The sequence below is a fragment of the Serratia sp. 2C06 genome (genome assembly GCF_050037615.1).
In the GTDB taxonomy this organism is placed as follows: domain Bacteria; phylum Pseudomonadota; class Gammaproteobacteria; order Enterobacterales; family Enterobacteriaceae; genus Serratia; species Serratia ureilytica.
The window spans coordinates 2,073,781-2,090,136 of the sequence record NZ_CP188299.1 but is presented as its reverse complement, the minus strand read 5'-3'; the positions used below and the strand labels follow the sequence as shown (position 1 = coordinate 2,090,136).

Annotated in this window: 17 protein-coding genes; 10 read left to right on the top strand and 7 right to left on the bottom strand. The window is 61.8% G+C overall.

Translation table 11 applies throughout. The features are described from left to right. Positions 1-12: 12 nt before the first annotated feature. Positions 13-1,116, bottom strand: a complete 1,104-nt coding sequence (locus tag ACP3TA_RS10315; protein WP_046897586.1) for a DUF1615 domain-containing protein — start codon at positions 1,114-1,116, stop codon at positions 13-15. Positions 1,117-1,294: 178 nt separating this feature from the next. Between ACP3TA_RS10315 and tehB the strand changes: the two genes are divergently transcribed. Then, positions 1,295-2,158, top strand: coding sequence for an SAM-dependent methyltransferase TehB (tehB, locus tag ACP3TA_RS10310; protein WP_206196033.1), 864 nt, complete (start codon positions 1,295-1,297; stop codon positions 2,156-2,158). Here tehB and ACP3TA_RS10305 read toward each other — a convergent pair. Further along, positions 2,153-2,866 carry a 2OG-Fe(II) oxygenase gene (locus ACP3TA_RS10305; protein WP_103101592.1) on the bottom strand — a complete coding sequence of 238 codons (714 nt, stop codon included), beginning with the start codon at positions 2,864-2,866 and terminating at the stop codon, positions 2,153-2,155. The two genes, tehB and ACP3TA_RS10305, sit on opposite strands and share 6 nt — an antisense overlap. Then, a complete protein-coding gene (ada, locus tag ACP3TA_RS10300; protein ID WP_042783753.1) occupies positions 2,863-3,918 on the bottom strand; it encodes a bifunctional DNA-binding transcriptional regulator/O6-methylguanine-DNA methyltransferase Ada in 1,056 nt (351 codons plus the stop codon). Before ada ends, ACP3TA_RS10305 begins: the two co-directional genes overlap by 4 nt. Positions 3,919-4,155: 237 nt before the next feature. Here ada and leuE point away from each other — a divergent pair, with 237 nt between their 5' ends. Further along, positions 4,156-4,794, top strand: a complete 639-nt coding sequence (leuE, locus tag ACP3TA_RS10295) for a leucine efflux protein LeuE (RefSeq protein WP_004940625.1) — start codon at positions 4,156-4,158, stop codon at positions 4,792-4,794. A 159-nt stretch (positions 4,795-4,953) separates the two neighbouring features. After that, entirely contained in the window at positions 4,954-6,453 is a 1,500-nt protein-coding gene (locus ACP3TA_RS10290; protein WP_042783752.1) for an aldehyde dehydrogenase family protein, read from the top strand. Between the two features lie 33 nt (positions 6,454-6,486). Here ACP3TA_RS10290 and feaR read toward each other — a convergent pair whose 3' ends face one another. Then, on the bottom strand, positions 6,487-7,386 hold the full coding sequence (feaR, locus tag ACP3TA_RS10285) for a transcriptional regulator FeaR (RefSeq protein ID WP_206196034.1): 900 nt from the start codon (positions 7,384-7,386) through the stop codon (positions 6,487-6,489). Between the two features lie 223 nt (positions 7,387-7,609). Between feaR and ACP3TA_RS10280 the strand changes: the two genes are divergently transcribed. Beyond that, a complete protein-coding gene (locus ACP3TA_RS10280; RefSeq protein ID WP_033641998.1) occupies positions 7,610-8,332 on the top strand; it encodes an acid phosphatase in 723 nt (240 codons plus the stop codon). A gap of 35 nt (positions 8,333-8,367) precedes the next feature. Here ACP3TA_RS10280 and ACP3TA_RS10275 read toward each other — a convergent pair whose 3' ends face one another. Continuing rightward, positions 8,368-9,009, bottom strand: coding sequence for a DsbA family protein (locus ACP3TA_RS10275; RefSeq protein WP_033651040.1), 642 nt, complete (start codon positions 9,007-9,009; stop codon positions 8,368-8,370). Positions 9,010-9,242: 233 nt separating this feature from the next. Continuing rightward, complete coding sequence (locus ACP3TA_RS10270; RefSeq protein WP_206196035.1) at positions 9,243-9,647, bottom strand: Exc2 family lipoprotein; 405 nt, start codon at positions 9,645-9,647, stop codon at positions 9,243-9,245. Between the two features lie 193 nt (positions 9,648-9,840). Here ACP3TA_RS10270 and ACP3TA_RS10265 point away from each other — a divergent pair, with 193 nt between their 5' ends. Further along, complete coding sequence (locus tag ACP3TA_RS10265) at positions 9,841-10,089, top strand: hypothetical protein (protein ID WP_019454278.1); 249 nt, start codon at positions 9,841-9,843, stop codon at positions 10,087-10,089. Here ACP3TA_RS10265 and ACP3TA_RS10260 read toward each other — a convergent pair. Beyond that, positions 10,086-10,853, bottom strand: coding sequence for an NAD(P)H-dependent oxidoreductase (locus tag ACP3TA_RS10260; RefSeq protein WP_142001962.1), 768 nt, complete (start codon positions 10,851-10,853; stop codon positions 10,086-10,088). The genes ACP3TA_RS10265 and ACP3TA_RS10260 overlap by 4 nt on opposite strands. A gap of 84 nt (positions 10,854-10,937) precedes the next feature. Here ACP3TA_RS10260 and ACP3TA_RS10255 point away from each other — a divergent pair, with 84 nt between their 5' ends. From ACP3TA_RS10255 to ACP3TA_RS10235, 5 genes are all read left to right on the top strand, one after another. Continuing rightward, on the top strand, positions 10,938-11,318 hold the full coding sequence (locus tag ACP3TA_RS10255) for a winged helix-turn-helix transcriptional regulator (protein ID WP_426784594.1): 381 nt from the start codon (positions 10,938-10,940) through the stop codon (positions 11,316-11,318). Between the two features lie 128 nt (positions 11,319-11,446). Further along, on the top strand, positions 11,447-13,048 hold the full coding sequence (locus ACP3TA_RS10250; RefSeq protein WP_103101596.1) for an ABC transporter substrate-binding protein: 1,602 nt from the start codon (positions 11,447-11,449) through the stop codon (positions 13,046-13,048). Between the two features lie 269 nt (positions 13,049-13,317). After that, a complete protein-coding gene (gene cybB, locus ACP3TA_RS10245; RefSeq protein WP_206196047.1) occupies positions 13,318-13,842 on the top strand; it encodes a cytochrome b561 in 525 nt (174 codons plus the stop codon). A gap of 53 nt (positions 13,843-13,895) precedes the next feature. Then, positions 13,896-15,182, top strand: a complete 1,287-nt coding sequence (locus ACP3TA_RS10240) for a hypothetical protein (protein ID WP_206196037.1) — start codon at positions 13,896-13,898, stop codon at positions 15,180-15,182. Continuing rightward, positions 15,179-16,354: a hypothetical protein gene (locus tag ACP3TA_RS10235; protein WP_426784593.1), complete on the top strand. Its 1,176-nt coding sequence runs from the start codon at positions 15,179-15,181 to the stop codon at positions 16,352-16,354. The genes ACP3TA_RS10240 and ACP3TA_RS10235 overlap by 4 nt, the downstream gene beginning before the upstream one ends. Positions 16,355-16,356: the final 2 nt, after the last annotated feature.

Here is a 16,356-nt window from a genome sequence, read left to right as displayed (position 1 = left end):
TTTTCTTTAGGGTTAACCGCCGGCGCGCGCCATGCAGCGCTGGCGGCGTTCATCCACCCGCTTGGCGAACCAGGCGGTAGTCAACTTACGGGTGATTTTCGGGCTTTCCAGTTGGATGCCCGGCAGCATCTCGCGCGGCAGCTTGCCGCCCGCCAGCGCATAGACCTTCTTATACAGGTCGGTATCGGCAAAGTCGGCCGTGTCGCCTTTCTCCAGCGCCCGGCGAATGGCGCTGTCGCTCATGTTCAGGCGCTTGCCGAGCGTGCGCACCGCCAGCTCGGTGGAGCCGGGCTTGTCGCTGCCAAAGTCGATCAGATCGCCGTCCAGCGCCAGCGGAATGGCGCTCGCCCGGCTGACCGCGTTTTGGAACGCCGCGTTGCGGCTGGCGTACCAGCCGGCGTTGAAGTCGGCGAAGCGGTAAATTGGCCGGCTATAGTCGGCCGGGTACCCCAGCAAATGCATAATGCCGAAGTACATGCCGCCGCGTCGGCTGAAGACTTCGCGCCGAATCGAACCGTCAACCGGATAAGGATACCCTTTGGCATGCGCCTCAGCGAAGGCGACGCTCACCTGCATCGGGCCACCGGTATGAACCGGGTTCAAATGACCGAACAGCTTCTGCCCCATCGGCACGCGGTCGATCATGTCATCGAAGATATCGCTCAGATCCTTTTCGGTGCGCACCTTATCCAGGCGCTCGCTGTAGCTCTGGCCGTTCGACGACGAGATCTTCAACGCGGTATGCACCAAAAAGTTCGGGATGTGCATCTGATCGGCGCGGCGGTCGATCTCCTTCCAGGCGATCTTCGGCAGCCCCGGCACCTGCGGGTTAGCCTGGAACGTCGACTCCTGTTCGGTGACCGCCAGCACCGAGCACAGGTTCTCATCGCTCGGCTCGATGCCCTGCGCGGCGAACGCGGCGGTGATATCGGTGGCCCAACCCTGACGGTCGCCGGCATTGGCCGGGATCAGCGTCATCAGTCGCGCTTTGACGTCGGCGGGGCGCGCCGCCGGCGAGGTGGTGGTGGTTTTGCTGGTACAGCCCGCCAGCGCCAGCAGCGCGGCCAGGCTCAGCAAACGGAGGGGCTTCGGGTGGCATAAACGGCGTATCGGCATCTTTTCCCTGAACGTGATGACATGAACAGCACTGAAATTAGCCCAGCCGCCGCGCACAATCCAGTATAAAGATCTCCCCGCGCCTTTCCTTCAGGCTGCTATGTTCAAACGATCGATAAAGATGTATTTTATATACATCATATAAATCACTTTGCTTGCCCAGCCAGAGGAGCCCCCTATGGAGCAGCAGTTGCTTTGCTATAAAACCCTGCCGGAATGGAACAGCGAAACGCTGCCGGAAGCCTTTCGTCAGCGCCACAACACCCAGAGCGGCACCTGGGCGAAGCTCACCGTGCTGAGCGGCAGCCTGACGTTCGCCATGATGACCGAAGACGGCGCCACCACCGAGACCTGGCAGTTCAGTCCCGAAAGCCAGCCGCCGTTTATCGCACCGCAGCAGTGGCATCGCATCGTTTCCTTCTCGGACGACATGACCTGCCGGCTGGCGTTTTACTGCACGCCGGAAGATTACTACCACAAGAAATACGAACTGACGCGCACCCACTCTGAAGTGATCGAGGCGGCGGCGCGCATCGCGCCGGGCAAGGCGCTGGATCTGGGCTGCGGCGGCGGCCGCAATTCGCTCTATCTCAATCTGAAAGGTTTCGACGTCACCGCCTGGGACAAGCACGCGCCGTCGATAGACCGCCTCAATCAGATCGTCGACGCCGAGCAGCTGACCCGCCTGAGCGCCAGCGTGCAGGATCTCAATACCCACCGCTTCAGCGGCGAATACGACTTCATCCTGTCCACCGTGGTGATGATGTTCCTCGAACGCCAGCAAATTCCGTCTATCGTGCAAAACATGCAGGACAGCACCGTGCGCGGCGGCCATAACCTGATCGTGGCGGCGATGGATACCGAGGATTATCCCTGCCCGCTGCCGTTCCCGTTCACCTTCAGCCCGGGTGAGCTGAAGCATTATTATCGCGACTGGGAGATCCTCAAATACAACGAAGACGTCGGCCAACTGCACAAGACCGACGCCGCCGGCAACCGCATCTCGCTGCGCTTCGCCACCCTGCTGGCGCGCAAGCTATAGCGCGTCGTGAAAGATAATCCCCAGCGAGTGGCGTTGGCCGGCGCGTATTCGGCTGACGCCGTGGCGCAGATTGACCCGATAACAGCCTTTCACCCCCGCCACCGGCCGGTGATGCACGGCGAACACCACCGCGTCGCCCTGCTGCAGCGGCACCACCTCCGCCCGGCTCTGCATCCGCGGCCGCTGTTCGGTCAGCACGAACTCGCCGCCGGTGAAGTCCTGCTCGGGGGCGGAGAGCAGAAACGCCACCTGCAGCGGAAATACCCGCTCGCCGTACAGGTCCTGATGCAGACAGTTGTAATCCCCCGTTTCGTAGCGCAACAGCAGCGGCGTCGGCCGCCGCTGGCCGGCCCGGTGGCATTCCGCCAGGTAGGTTTCATGTGCGGCGGGATAACGCGTCTCCAGCCCCAACAAGGCGTTCCAACGGTTGGCCACCGGCGCCAGCCGCGCATACATCAGTCTGCGCGCTTCGGCCACTGGCGGCGGCAGCGGATAGGCGAAATAGCGGTACTCGCCGCGGCCAAAACCGTGCTTCGCCATCACGACGCGGCTGCGAAAATGCGCATCCTGCGGGTAGAGCGCCGAAAGCTCGCGGCACAGCTCTTGGCTGAGCACGCCCGGCAGACGCACGCAGCCCTGCGCATCGAGTTCACGTTCAATTGCCGCCCAGTCCAATTCGGCCAGCCGGGTCACCAGCGCGCCGCTCATCGCTGCGCCTCTTTTTCCAGCAACGCTTTCTTGCGATCGACGCCCCAGCGGTAGCCGGACAGCGTGCCGTCGTTGCGCACCACCCGGTGGCAGGGGATCGCCACCGCCAGCATGTTGGCGGCGCAGGCGCCGGCTACCGCGCGCACCGCTTTGGGCGCCCCAATGCGCCGAGCGATATCGGCATAGCTGACGGTTTCGCCGACCGGTATCGCCTGCAGCGCCCGCCAGACCCGCTGTTGAAACGCGGTGCCGCGAATATCCAGCGGCAGCGCCAACCCGTTCTCCGGCGCTTCAATCAGGCCCACCACCTGCGCCATCAGCGCTTCATACTGCGCGTCGCCGCCGATCAGCTCGGCGTTGGGGAATTTGTCCTGCAGATCCTGCACCAGCTGCTGCGCATCGTCCCCCAGCAGAATGGCGCAGATGCCCACCTCGCTCTGGGCCGCCAGGATCTCGCCCAGCGAACAGCGCCCGACGGCGAAATGGATGCGCATGCCTTTGCCGCCCGCCCGATAGGCCTTCGGCGTCATGCCCAACGCGGCGTTGGCCTGCTGGTAGAAGCGGCCGTTGGCGCCATAACCGGCGTCGAAGATCGCGTCGGTCACCGTTTCCCGCTGCGTAAGACCGGCGCGTAAGCGTTGGCTGCGCTGCGCGTCGGCGTAGCCTTTCGGCGTCAGGCCGGTGATCGCTTTGAACAGCCGGTGGAAATGGTATTGGCTCAACCCGACGTGGCGCGCCAGCGTCTGCAGCGACGGCGCTTTTTCCGCCTGCTCGATATAGCGGCAGGCCTCAGCTATCTGCCGCGCATGCTGTTCCGTCAGCGGCGTCAGCCCCTGCCGGCAGCGTTTACAGGGCCGATAGCCGGCCGCCTCCGCCTGCTCCGCGTCGTCAAACAGCTCCACGTTTTGCCGATTCGGTTGGCGTGACGGGCAGGAAGGCGAGCAATACACGCCGGTGGTTTTCACCGCGTAGATAAAGCGGCCGTCGGCGTGCTTGTCGCGGCTGACAATCGCCAGCCAGCGCGGATCGGCGCTGTCGATTACGTTTTTCATCATCCGTTCCTCACTGCGGTTTCGATGTTAACCAGCATAGTGACGGGCCGTTGGCGAAACACGCCGACTCTTGCTTTTTAATTCGGCGCCGACGTTTTCAACAATCTTTCGACAATTTTTAACCAACAACATGAAGTTTATTACGTTGCCAACCCGGTTGCACGGCGTTAGGATCGCGGCCGGCCACGGGCGTGGCCAGTGTTTCTGCCTGTTAGTTGCGCGCATGGAGAGGTTATTGTGTTAGAGAGTTTTGGCGTCCTGAATTTATGGACCTATTTGGCCGGGGTGGTCTTCATCATCATTCTGCCGGGGCCGAATACGCTGTACGTGCTGAAAACCGGCATATCGCGCGGCGTGCGCGCCGGCTATACCGCGGCGCTGGGCGTGTTTATCGGCGATGCGATCCTGATCTTTTGCGCCTATATCGGCGTGGCTTCGCTGATCCGCACCACGCCGTTCCTGTTTACCCTGGTGCGTTTTCTCGGCGCGATTTACCTGCTGTTCCTTGGCGCAAAAATCCTCTACGCCACCTTCGTGCAGAAGGCGCAGGCGCAACAGCAACAGATTGAAGGCGGCCACAGCATTCTGCGCAAATCGCTGACGCTGAGCCTGACCAACCCGAAAGCTATTCTGTTTTATGTGTCGTTCTTCGTGCAGTTCATCGATTTCAACTACGCGCACACCGGGCTGTCGTTCACCATTCTGGCGCTGATCCTCGAAGCCGTCAGCTTTATCTACATGAGCACGCTGATCTTCTCCGGCGCGATGCTGGCGCATTTCTTCAACCACAAGAAAGGCCTGGCGAAGCTCGGCAACGGCCTGATCGGCCTGCTGTTCCTCGGTTTCGCCACCCGTCTGGCGACCCTGAGTTCGTAATCCTTCCCGGCCGGCACCCGCCGGCCGCGGTTTACTGTTCCGTCACGGCAAAATGACACGCAGGACAAATCGAATGTCAGGCAGAGCAAAGCCGCCGCTTTACCGCTGATCTAGACTCTCAGGGTTAACGATAACCTGATGAGCCTGATCGGAGGATGTATGTCTGACAATACCGTAGCCGTGCTGGATAGCGTGTCGCGTTTTCTCGATCGTCAGCATGGGCTGTATATCGACGGCCAGTGGCGCGCGTCCGCTGCGGAAGGCCGCCTGGCGGTGTATAACCCCGCCAATGGGCAGCAAATCGCCACCACCGCCGACGCCAACGAACACGACGTGGCGCAGGCGGTGGAGTCCGCCCACAAAGCCTTCAGCGAAGGCGTCTGGGCGCAGCGTCTGCCGGTCGAGCGCGAACGCATCCTGCTGCGCTTCGCCGATTTGGTGGAGCAGCACGCCGAAGAGCTGGCGCAGCTCGAAACCCTGGAGCAGGGTAAATCCATCAACATCGCCCGCGCTTTCGAAGTCGGCAGTACCCTGAACTGGATGCGTTACACCGCCGGGCTGGCGACCAAAATCACCGGTCAGACGCTGGACGTCTCCATTCCGATGCCGCCGGGCGCCAAATATCAGGTTTATACCCGCAAAGAGCCGATCGGCGTCGTCGCCGGCATCGTGCCCTGGAACTTCCCGCTGATGATCGGCATGTGGAAAGTCATGCCGGCGCTGGCGGCGGGCTGCTCCATCGTCATCAAGCCGTCGGAAACCACCCCGCTCACCCTGCTGCGCATCGCCGAACTGGCGAGCGAAGCCGGCGTACCGCCGGGCGTGTTCAACGTGGTCACCGGCCGCGGCACCGTGTGCGGCAAGGCACTGACCGAACATCCGCTGATCGCCAAAGTCAGCTTTACCGGCTCCACGCCGGTGGGCAAAAGCATCGCGCGCGCGGCGGCGGATCGCCTGACCCGCGTGACGCTGGAGCTGGGCGGTAAAAACCCGGCCATCGTGCTGCAAGATGCCGATCCGCAGCAGGTGATCGAAGGCCTGATGCTCGGCAGCTTCCTCAACCAGGGGCAGGTGTGTGCCGCAAGCTCGCGAATTTATATCGAAGCGCCGATTTACGATCGGTTGGTGGCCGGATTCGAACAGGCGGTGAAATCGCTATCGGTCGGGCCGGGGATGGATACCGGGGCGCAAATCAACCCACTGGTGTCGCTCGCGCACCGCAACAAGGTGGCGGCCTACCTGGACGACGCCCGGGCGAAAAACGCCGAGCTTATCGGCGGCGCGGCCGGCCCGGACGCCAACGGCTTCTACATTCCGCCGACGCTGGTGATCAACCCGGATGACCGGCTGAACCTGACGCGCGAGGAAGTGTTCGGCCCGGTGGTCAACCTGATCCGGGTGGCGAGCGCCGAAGAGGCGCTGAGCAAAGCCAACGACACCGACTTCGGGCTGACCGCCAGCCTGTGGACCACCAGCTTGCAAAAGGCGATGGCGTTTACGCCGCGCATTCAGGCCGGCACCGTGTGGGTCAACACCCATACGTTGATCGACCCGAACATGCCGTTCGGCGGGTTCAAACAGTCGGGCAGCGGCCGTGATTTCGGCCCGGATTGGCTGGATGCCTACACCGAGTCGAAATCGGTCTGCATCCGCTATTGAGTGCAGCGGCGCGGGCCTGGCCCGCGCCCTGATTTACTGATACTGCCGACGGTACTCGCTCGGCGACATGCCGAAACGCTGCTTGAAAGCGGTCGAGAAATGGCTGTGATCGGTGAAGCCCCAGTCGAGGCCGACACCGGCCAGCTTCTCCTGCCCGGCGGCGCTGCGCAGCGCCTGCGCGCACAGATCCAGCCTGCGGTTCCTGATGTACTGCGCCACCACCAGCCCCTGACGGGCGAACACCCGATACAGGCTGCGTAATGACACCCCCAACTCGGCCGCTACCCACTCAGGACGCAGCTGCGCCGACTGAATATGCCTGTCGATCAGCGCCAGCGCCTTGTCAAAGACCGGGTGCTGCCCTTCCGGCCGCGCCTGTTCGAGCGCCAGAGCCGGGCGCAGCAGCGCCGCCAGCGCATTCAGCACCGCCTCGCTTTCCGCCGCGGCGAGCTGAGGATCCTGCATGCTGCTCAGCACCAGCTGGCGGCTGAGGCGCACCGCGCTGAGCTCCGCCCCCAGACGCTGCGCGCAGGGCGGCGGCAGCGGCAGGCAGCCGCGCGGCAACAGCAGTGAGATTTGGCGCGAATCGCGCTGGAAGGTGAAGCTGCTGGGCTGTGAGGCGTCGATCAGCGTCATGTCGCCGGGAGAGAGCATCGTTTGGCGATCGCCCTGCTCCATCAACGCGCTGCCGCGCAGCTGGAAGACGGTAAAAAAGTGCGCGCCGTCGCTGCGGGCGATTTCACGCGGCGTGCGATACAGCCGGGCCTGGGCCACGTCGACCACGCTCAGGCGCAGGGCATGGGCGCGAAACTCCTGCATCGCTCCGCTGAAGCCTGGCCCCAGCGTTTTTGCGCAGAATCGGCCGCAGGCGGTATTGATTTTCCCCAGCCACTCTTCGAAGCCGGCGTCCCGGAGCGTTGCCAATGCCGTCATGATCTCTCCCTTCAAACGCCGGCGGTGCTGCGCCGTTGAACAGAAAAACACCATAACAATCCGTTAACACACAATCAATGGCGAGCGGGGGATTTGGCGCCGCGATCACAGTTCGCCCGGCGCGTCGTCATCAATCCGTCACGAAATCGTCATCTCATCTTCACAGGCCTCGCCAAAGATACAGGCTGCTCCCCCTTCACGTTGACACCCTGGACATGACCCGATGAAATCATTGCAAAAATCTGTTTTAGCGCTGTGTTTGTTTACCACCAGCGCCCTGGCCGCGTTCCATGCGCAGGCGGCAGAGGAAGCCCAACCGTTCACCACCGCGCAGCAGGTGGATCTGACCCACATCCTGCCGCCGCCGCCGGCCAACGACTCGGCGCAGACCCAGCGCGAACTGCGGGAAGTCCTCGACATGCAGCAAAAACGCACGCCGGAAATGGCCAGCCAGGCCAAGGCGGATGCGGAAGAGAACGTCTGGGTGTACAGCAATGTGATGGGGCCGAAGTTCAACGCCAAAGCGTTGCCGGCCGTGAGCGCTTTCTTCGATCGCATCGTAGCGACCGAAGCGGCGGTGGTCGATCCGGCGAAAGATTTCTGGAAGCGCCCGCGCCCGCATATGCTGGACAGCCGCATCGAGCCGATCGTCAAGCGCTCCAGCTCCGGCTCCTGGCCTTCCGGCCACACCACGCTGGGCACGCTGATGGGCATCACCCTGGCCAACATGGTGCCGGAGAAGCGCGCCGCCATCATGACGCGCGCCTGGCAATATGGCGACAACCGGGTGGTGGCGGGGATCCACTACCCTTCCGATATCGAGATGGGCCGCATCGCCGGCAGCGTGATCAGCCAGCAGCTTTCGCAACAGCAGGATTTCCAGCAGCAGTATCGGCAAGCCCGTGATGAGCTGCGTCAGGCGCTGGATTTACCCGCGGCGAAATAGACCCGGCGGCTGACACCGGGCCCTAACGGCCCGGTTTACGGCTGTTTGTCCAACAGGTAACGCACCACCGCCGCGTACTCTTTGGCGTAGCCTTCAACACTGGTGGCGGCCATGCCGGCATTGTCTATCTTGTATTGGCCGGCCACGTAGAACGACGGGGTGCCGCGCACGTCAAACGCTTTCACCGCTTCATTCTGCTTGGCGATCAACCCTTTGACCAGCAGGCTATGGCGCGCGTTTTCATAGGTGGCGGCATCGATGCCGGCCGCCGTGAACACCCGCTGTATATCGTCGGCGCTGTTGACGGCGCGCTGTTTTTGCACCGCGTCGAACATCGCCCCTTCAATCTTGTCTTCCACGCCCAGCACCGTCGCCACCGCCCAGGCTTCGGTCAGCGCATTGCCCAGTTTGCCCATCAGGCTGACGTGATATTTGGTGACCTTCTCGCCCGCGGGCAGCGCCTGCGCCACGGTGCTGCCCACGCGGTAGGTTTCGGCGAACTGATAGCAAGGGCCGCAGTAGAAGGAGAAGAACTCCACCACCGCCGGCGCGGCGGCCACCGGCTTATCCAGCCGGGTGTATTGCTCGCCCGCGCGGTAATCCGCGGCCTGAACCGCGGGCAGCGCCAACATCAATACGACGGCGGCGGCGAACGAACGCTTAACTTTTGCCAACATAAACACTCCTGGTTTCATCTATGAACATCGTCCTTAGCGGCGGTTTTTATAATCAAATAACCGCCAGAAGACCAGTTTTTATTACCTTCTATACCCTAAATAATTGGAGTTGCATCACGGCGGCAAGAGCGGGAGTCCCCAGGAGCTTACTCAAGTAAGTGACTGGGGTGAGCGCTCGCAGTCAACACAGATGCAGCTTCAAGTATGACGGGTATATTTGTGAGGGATTATGTTCAGCGCCCTTCGTAACCGTCCCAGTACGCGCCTACCGCTTCCTGCGAGAACACCTGGCGGCGTTTAGGATTGTCGGCGCTGCTGTAAGTGCGGTTGATGAAAATGGTTTTGTGTTCCATGTTCTGCTGGAATTCCGGGCTGGCCAGATAGTCGGCCTTTTTCTGCGCCTCGCTGCGCGCCACGCCCGCCACGCGATCCTTTTTCCCCCATTGGTAGAACTGTTCGAACATCGGCACGGCGTTTTTAATGCTGCCGTTCACATCGGTGCGGAATTGCGGATCGAAGTCGTCGCGCGTTTGATAAATGTAGTGCTTGGCATGCTGCTCGGCGCTGCTGAGGTGATGGGTGCAGGCGCTGAGCGCCAGCAGCGGCAACAACAGCGCCGCGCTTTTCAGTCTTTTCATGTCGTCTGTCCCTGTCAGTGAGGAAGGTCCCTTTAGCGCCACGAGCATAACGCCGCCCCCCGGCGAACGTCAAACGACAAAACGCGCATCACCTTGTTTTATATTAATATTATATACATTGATTGGTATTCATTGCCTGAAACACTATGCTTTAACAGAACAGGGTAAACACTCACCGACTGCGAGGCGGCCAATGAAACCGATCGACAAAAACGTGGGGGAGTACGACCTCACGGCGGAAAAAAAAGCGGGCATGATCACCGGCACCATCCGCGGCGAACTGCCGGACAGCGACGCCAACCTGCCGCTGCTGCCCTTCTCCGGCACCTTCGCCGGCCCGAGCGTGGCCGAAGCCATCGCCGATATTCAGCAGCAGTTCCCCGACATCGAACCGGCGATTATCGACGACTTGCGCGAGGAACTGCTGAAGGCCGGGTTCTAAACCGGATCGCGGTGCCGCACGAACGGGCTGTAGACCGGCGCACCGGGCTTCAGCGCCAGATCGGCGTCAAAATCTTCATTGCGGTTGAACGGCACCGCCGGCCAGGCGGCAAGATCGCTTAAGCCAACCCGATACGCCTGCGTCACCTGCGCCAAAGCGGCGTTCTGCGCCTGCCGTTCCTCGCCCGCCAGCCCGCCGCGCACGCCATAGACCAGGAACGGCTCCAGCACGCTAAAGCCGATATAGTGCAGCGCATGCATGATTGGCCACAGCATCAGCCGCATATCGCCGTCGCGCCCATCCGGGGCGCAGGCCTGAGCGGAAGCGCCGGCGGTGACGGTCAGCAGCGCCCGCTTACCGCGCATCACGCCGTTCTCATGGCGGTGGCGGCTGTCGTAGAGCCCGCCGTAAACGAATACCCGATCCATCCAGCCCTTGATGATGGCCGGCGCGCCGAACCACCAGAAAGGGAACTGCAGCACCAGCGTATCCGCCCAGCGCAGCAACTCGATATGCCGCCGGATCTCCGCCGGCAGCGCCTGGATCGTCCAGTGATGGCGCTGCTCCTGCATCGCATCGAACCGGTCCGCCTGCTTTCTGCTGGGGTAATGGCCGGCGCCCTCGCGCGGATCAAACCCCTCCTGATACAGATCGACCGTCTTCACCTGATGCCCCTGCGCCAGATAAGCCTGCCGCGCCTGTTCGGCCAAATGGGCATTGAAAGAATGCGGCTCGGGGTGAGCCAGCACAATCAGCACGTTCATCCTGTGTCTCCCGTTGTAAGGTGGTGCTGTTATGCTGTGGCTTTATCGCCCCCTTGGCAATTACGCACCTGAAGGTAACCCCCAATGGCTTATCCCGGCGACGTCTATTCGAGCAAGTGTTCCGCGCGCGATGCGCTGGCGCTGATCTCCGGCAAGTGGGTGATGTTGATCCTGCCTGCGCTGGCGCAGCGCCCGATGCGCAACGGCGAACTGCTGCGCCGCATCGACGGCATTTCGCAGAAGGTGCTGACGCAAACGCTGCGCCAGTTGGAACGCAACGGGCTGCTCGAGCGGCTGGATTTAAGTGAAAAGAATCAGGCGCATGTGGAATACCGGCTCAGCGCCGTCGCCTGCTCGCTGGTCGAGACGCTGACGGCGCTGGATAAGTGGGCGGAATACCATTTCCCCGAGCTGGACGCCGCCCGCGAGCGCTATGATGCCGACCGCGGGCGCGAGAGCGAGTAAAGCGGTTTGGCAAGCAACGCGCGGCGCACAGAATGCGCAGGTGAGACGCTTGTTCCCGGTCTCGCCATCCGTTATCTATAGTTAATTCAATTCGCCGGTAACGGCCCACTCCACCTGAGGATCTTGCCTTGACGTTTTTAAAACACCCTATCGCCGGATTGGTGCTGGCCGGCTGCGGCCTGTTGTCGGCGGGCGGCGCGCTGGCCGCTTCCGATGCGCTGGTGTACTGCACCGTCGCCTCGCCGGAATCGTTCAACCCGCAGCTCTCCAGCTCCGGGCCGACCTTTATCGCCACCTCGCAGGTGCTGTACAACCGCTTGGTGACGCTGCGCGAAAGCGATAAAACGCCCGCCCCGTCGCTGGCAACCGAGTGGAGCGTCAGCCCGGACGGCAAGACCTACACCTTTACCCTGCGCCAGGGGGTAAAATTCAACAGCAACAAATACTTCACCCCAACGCGCGACTTCAACGCCGAAGACGTGGTGTTCACCGTGATGCGGCAGAAGGATCCGGCCAACCCGTATCACAAGGTCTCCGGCGGCAACTATGAATACTTCACCGACATGGGTCTGGATAAGCTGATCACCAAGGTGGAAGCGGTGGACGAACACCACGTGCGCTTCACGCTGAGCCAGCCCAACGCCGCCTTCGTCGCCGACTGGGCGATGGATTTCGCCTCAATCCTGTCCGCCGAATACGCCGACGCCATGCTGAAAAAGGGCACGCCGGAATACGTCGACAACTGGCCGATCGGCACCGGGCCGTTCGCGCTGCAGCAGTACAAGCAGGATTCGCTGATCCGCTACATCGCCAACCCGCACTACTGGCAGGGCGAAGTGGCCAGCAAGCACCTCATCTTCTCGATTACGCCGGATCCGCAAACCCGGCTGGCCAAGCTGAAGACCAACGAATGCCAGATCATCCCCGCGCCGCTGCCGGAACAGTTCGCCGCCATCAAGGCCGACGGCAACCTGCAGCTGCACGACATCACCGGGCTGAACGTCGGCTATCTGGCGTTCAACACCCAGAAAAAACCGTTCGACAACCTGCTGGTGCGCCAGGCGCTGAGCTATGCAGTGGACAAGAAAGCGATCGTCGCCGCAGTGTTCAAAGACAGCGGCACGCCGGCCAACTCGCTGCTGCCGCCGGGCATGCTGGGCTACAACGATAAACTGCCGGAATACGCCTACGATCCGCAGAAGGCGCGCGAGCTGCTGAAGCAGGCCGGGCTGGAGCAGGGCTTTGAGACCGACATCTGGTCGATGCCGGTACAGCGCCCCTACAACCCGAACTCGAAGCGCATCGCCGAGATGATCCAGAGCGACTGGGCGAAGGTAGGCGTGAAAGCCAAGATCGTCACCTGGGAGTGGGGCCAGTATCTGGCCGGGCTGCGCAAAGGCGAACAGCAGAGCGCGCTGTACGGTTGGGTGTCGGACAACGGCGATCCGGACAACTTCGCCACCCTGCTCGGCTGCGCCGGGGTGCAGAGCGGCGCCAACGTGGCGCGCTGGTGCGATAAGGATTACGACAGCCTGATCCAGCAGGCGATTCAGGAGAATCAGCCGCAGGCGCGCGCCAAGCTGTATCAACAGGCGCAGGTGATCTTCGCCAAACAGGCGCCGTGGCTGCCGCTGGCCACCGGCAAAGTGTTCTACGCCACCCGCAGCAACCTGAGCGGCTACGTGGTGGACGTGAACGGCAGCGACTTCGCCAAGGCCAAATTGAACTGATCCCAGGCGCCGCGGCGAGAGCTGCGGCGCTACCCGCCTCATCGCTTAATAAGCTGCCAGCCTCTGAAACTGTCGTTTATTAGCTTCATAACTTGCGATGCTCACCTATCGCCAGGCGCATATCCCACTAAACCAATCGCTTAATAAGTGAGTTGAGCCTGGCGTTTTGCCTAAATTGCGCGCACGCGCTTTCCTCCGATGTAACATTTCGTTACCATCGGCGCACAGACCCTTTAACATCAAAAGGTAACCCGGTGCAGAACACCTACATGCCGTGGCAAATTCGCCTGCACTGGCTGGTGGCGATCCTGCTGGTCATCACCTGCGTCACCATCGAGCTGCGGGGCTTTGCCGAACCGGGCAGCGCACCGTGGTACGCGCTGGTTATCACCCACTTCAGCAGCGGCGTGACGGTGTTTGCGCTGATGCTGGCCCGCCTGCTCCTGCGCTGGCGCCGCCCCTCGCCCGCCATCGCGCCCAAACCGCCGAAGTGGCAAACCGGCCTGGCGCACCTGACGCATACCCTGATTTATCTGCTGCTGCTGACGCTGCCAGTGCTGGGGGTGTATTCGCGCTATCTGGGCGGCAAGGAGTGGTATCTGTTCGGCCTGTCGATGCCGTTCACCGACGTGGCCGATCGGCCGCAGGCGCGGATGATTATCGGCTGGCATAAAACGCTGGCCTTATTCGGCTACTGGCTGATCGGCCTGCATGCCGCCGCCGCGCTGTTCCATCACTACATCGTCAAGGACAATGCGCTGGTGCGCATGCTGCCATTGATGAAAAAACGCTGAATACCCGGCGCCAGGGATGACTTTTCGGGCCACGCCCGCTGACAGGGAATGACATGCAAACCCAATTTTTTAATGTGACCGTCGAACAATGCGCCTGCCAGCAGACGGCGCCCGACAATCTGGTGAGGATCATCGCCTCCGGCCAGACGTTCTTTTTTTATCGCGATGACTTCAGCGACAGCGAAAATCTGCTGGCCACGCTCGCCGCCGGCGATCGGGTGAAGATCGGCGCCCACCGCCTGCGGGACGGCAGCTACTGGCTGCACTGGCTGCTGCACGGCACGAAAGGCCGCCTGGAGCCCGACAGAACGCTGAAATACAAGCTGAAATACTTCGCCCTGCTGCTGCTGGGCGTCGTGATGGCCGGCGGTTTCCCGGCGGGCTTTTTCATCATGGACCGGGAAGACTCCTGGCTGACCATCGTCCTGTTCTTTATCGCCATCATCGCCGGCCTTATCGGCATCGGCCTGGTGCTGTTCGTCGGCTCAGAGCTCCTGTTGATTGCGCACCGCGGCCGCAGGCGCCTGCTCAGGGCGCTGGATCGCGTGCTGCTGGGGCAAGACGTCACGCCGCCCGATTCGCTCAGCCTGAAAATCCCCGGCATCAGATACCGGGCCGTCCGCAAAGACGCCGTGCCGACGACCGCACCGCTGCAGACCGCACTTCCCCTTCCTGACGGCGTCGAGGCCTCCGGCATCGAGACGGTCAACGCCCTGAGCTACGAACTTCGCCACTATGAGATCCCGCGGCAGGTGCAGTATTTGGACACTTACGCGTGGCGTCAGAACGAGACGCACTTCGCGGTGACGACCCGCGCGCTCAACGTCCCCACGACCAAACTGCATCCGGTATTTCGTCGGCAGCATCCGCTTTTCATCGCTAAGGGCGATCCGCTGCAGGTGTTGTACTGCGAGAACGACACCGTCCCCGAGTTGCCTACGGTGCGCGGGATCATCAATCATCGCGACCACCAAACCTATCTCATCGGCGGCAATCGCTACTTCACCGAAGCCGGCCTTAACCTGAGCGCGCGTGTCGTTTTCATCCTGGGCGCGATCATGATGTGTTTGATGCTCGGTCTGATCGTGTGGGATAACGCCGATACCCCAGCGGGCTTTTACCTGGATGCCTGGACCCTGAAGCGCCTCGGCAGTGAGTTGCCGCCGATTCTGCTGCTGATGATGCTGATGGTCAGCGGCCTGGCGCTGTTGATCGAGGGGTTCGCCCAGATCTGCCGCCTGTACTCTTTTGACCAGCACCGCACGTTTAAAACGTTTAAATACCTGAGAAATCTGCGCCGCAGGTTATGGCGGCAGGCTCAGGTGACGGAGCTGAAATGATGACGTTAGCGCTTTATAAAAGACCCCTTATTATCCTGACGCTGTTTTTGGCCAGCGCGCTGGGCGTCTATTTGCTCGCCCCTGAGCAACGCTATGCGCAGTGGCAATGGACTCAGGGCGACCAGGCGTTGCCGACGATAGCCCGTTATGATCTCATCCACAGCTACCCGGCGCAGGACGGCGCCCTGCTGCTCACCAGCAAAAGAAGTGAAGACCGCGCGTACAATAGCTTTTACGGCTGGGCGGCCAACTACCTCAGCCAGGTGCTGTTTGCCGGCCCAAAAGGGTTACAGATGCTGGGGGAACTCGACGACTTGATCCACGATGCGGTGTGCGGCGAACAGGAGTGCGTGCTTTTTCTGTCCAAAGGGCGCCGGCTGGTCGATGTGCAACGGGGCACCCTCGGGGCGCTGATCCCCTGGCCGGAGGGCGACGACAATCTGCCTTCCTTTATCGGCGGCAAACTGGTGGCGCTGTCGGGAAAGCGCGCGCTGTATTTCATCAGCACCGAAGGCGTATTCTACAGCCCGGACTTTGGCGCCCATTGGCGGCAGACGCTGGATCTGCCGGCGCTGTTGGATGAGCGACAGCTGCTGGGCTTTGAGCGCGGCGAGGAGGAGTCACCGACGGCTTACGCCTCCGGTAAGCGCAAATCCATGCCCGAGATCTTTACCGCCGTTGATGGCGATCGCGTGCTGTTTTGGATGAACCCGGTGCTCGGTTCCGGCGCCTTGCACATTGCCGTTAACGGCAAAACCGGCGAGGTGGCCGAACTGCATTGGCTAACGGTGCGCGTCAAGGAAAGCGCGCAGGCGCCGGATGGCGGCATCTACCTGATCGCCCAAACGCTGGACAGAGGGCTGTATCAGCTTCTGCGGTATCAATCCGACGGGCAGTTGGCGGTGCTGTTGGAAAACGGCGATAAATCGCTGTATCAGCTGTGGGCGGGCAACGACAAGCTGGTCGCCCAAACGGATAACGGCGATGCGCGTCTTTCGCTGATTTTCGATCTGCGCTCATCCGACGTGCGCTACCGACAGCCGTTGGAGTACCGCTACAACGGGCGCGACGACACGCGCCAAACCGTGATCGAACCGGAAAGCCACTATGGCGATGACGGGGAGACCCCGGCGCTGCCCTACTTCGTTCGCTATCGATCCACCACGCCATGAAC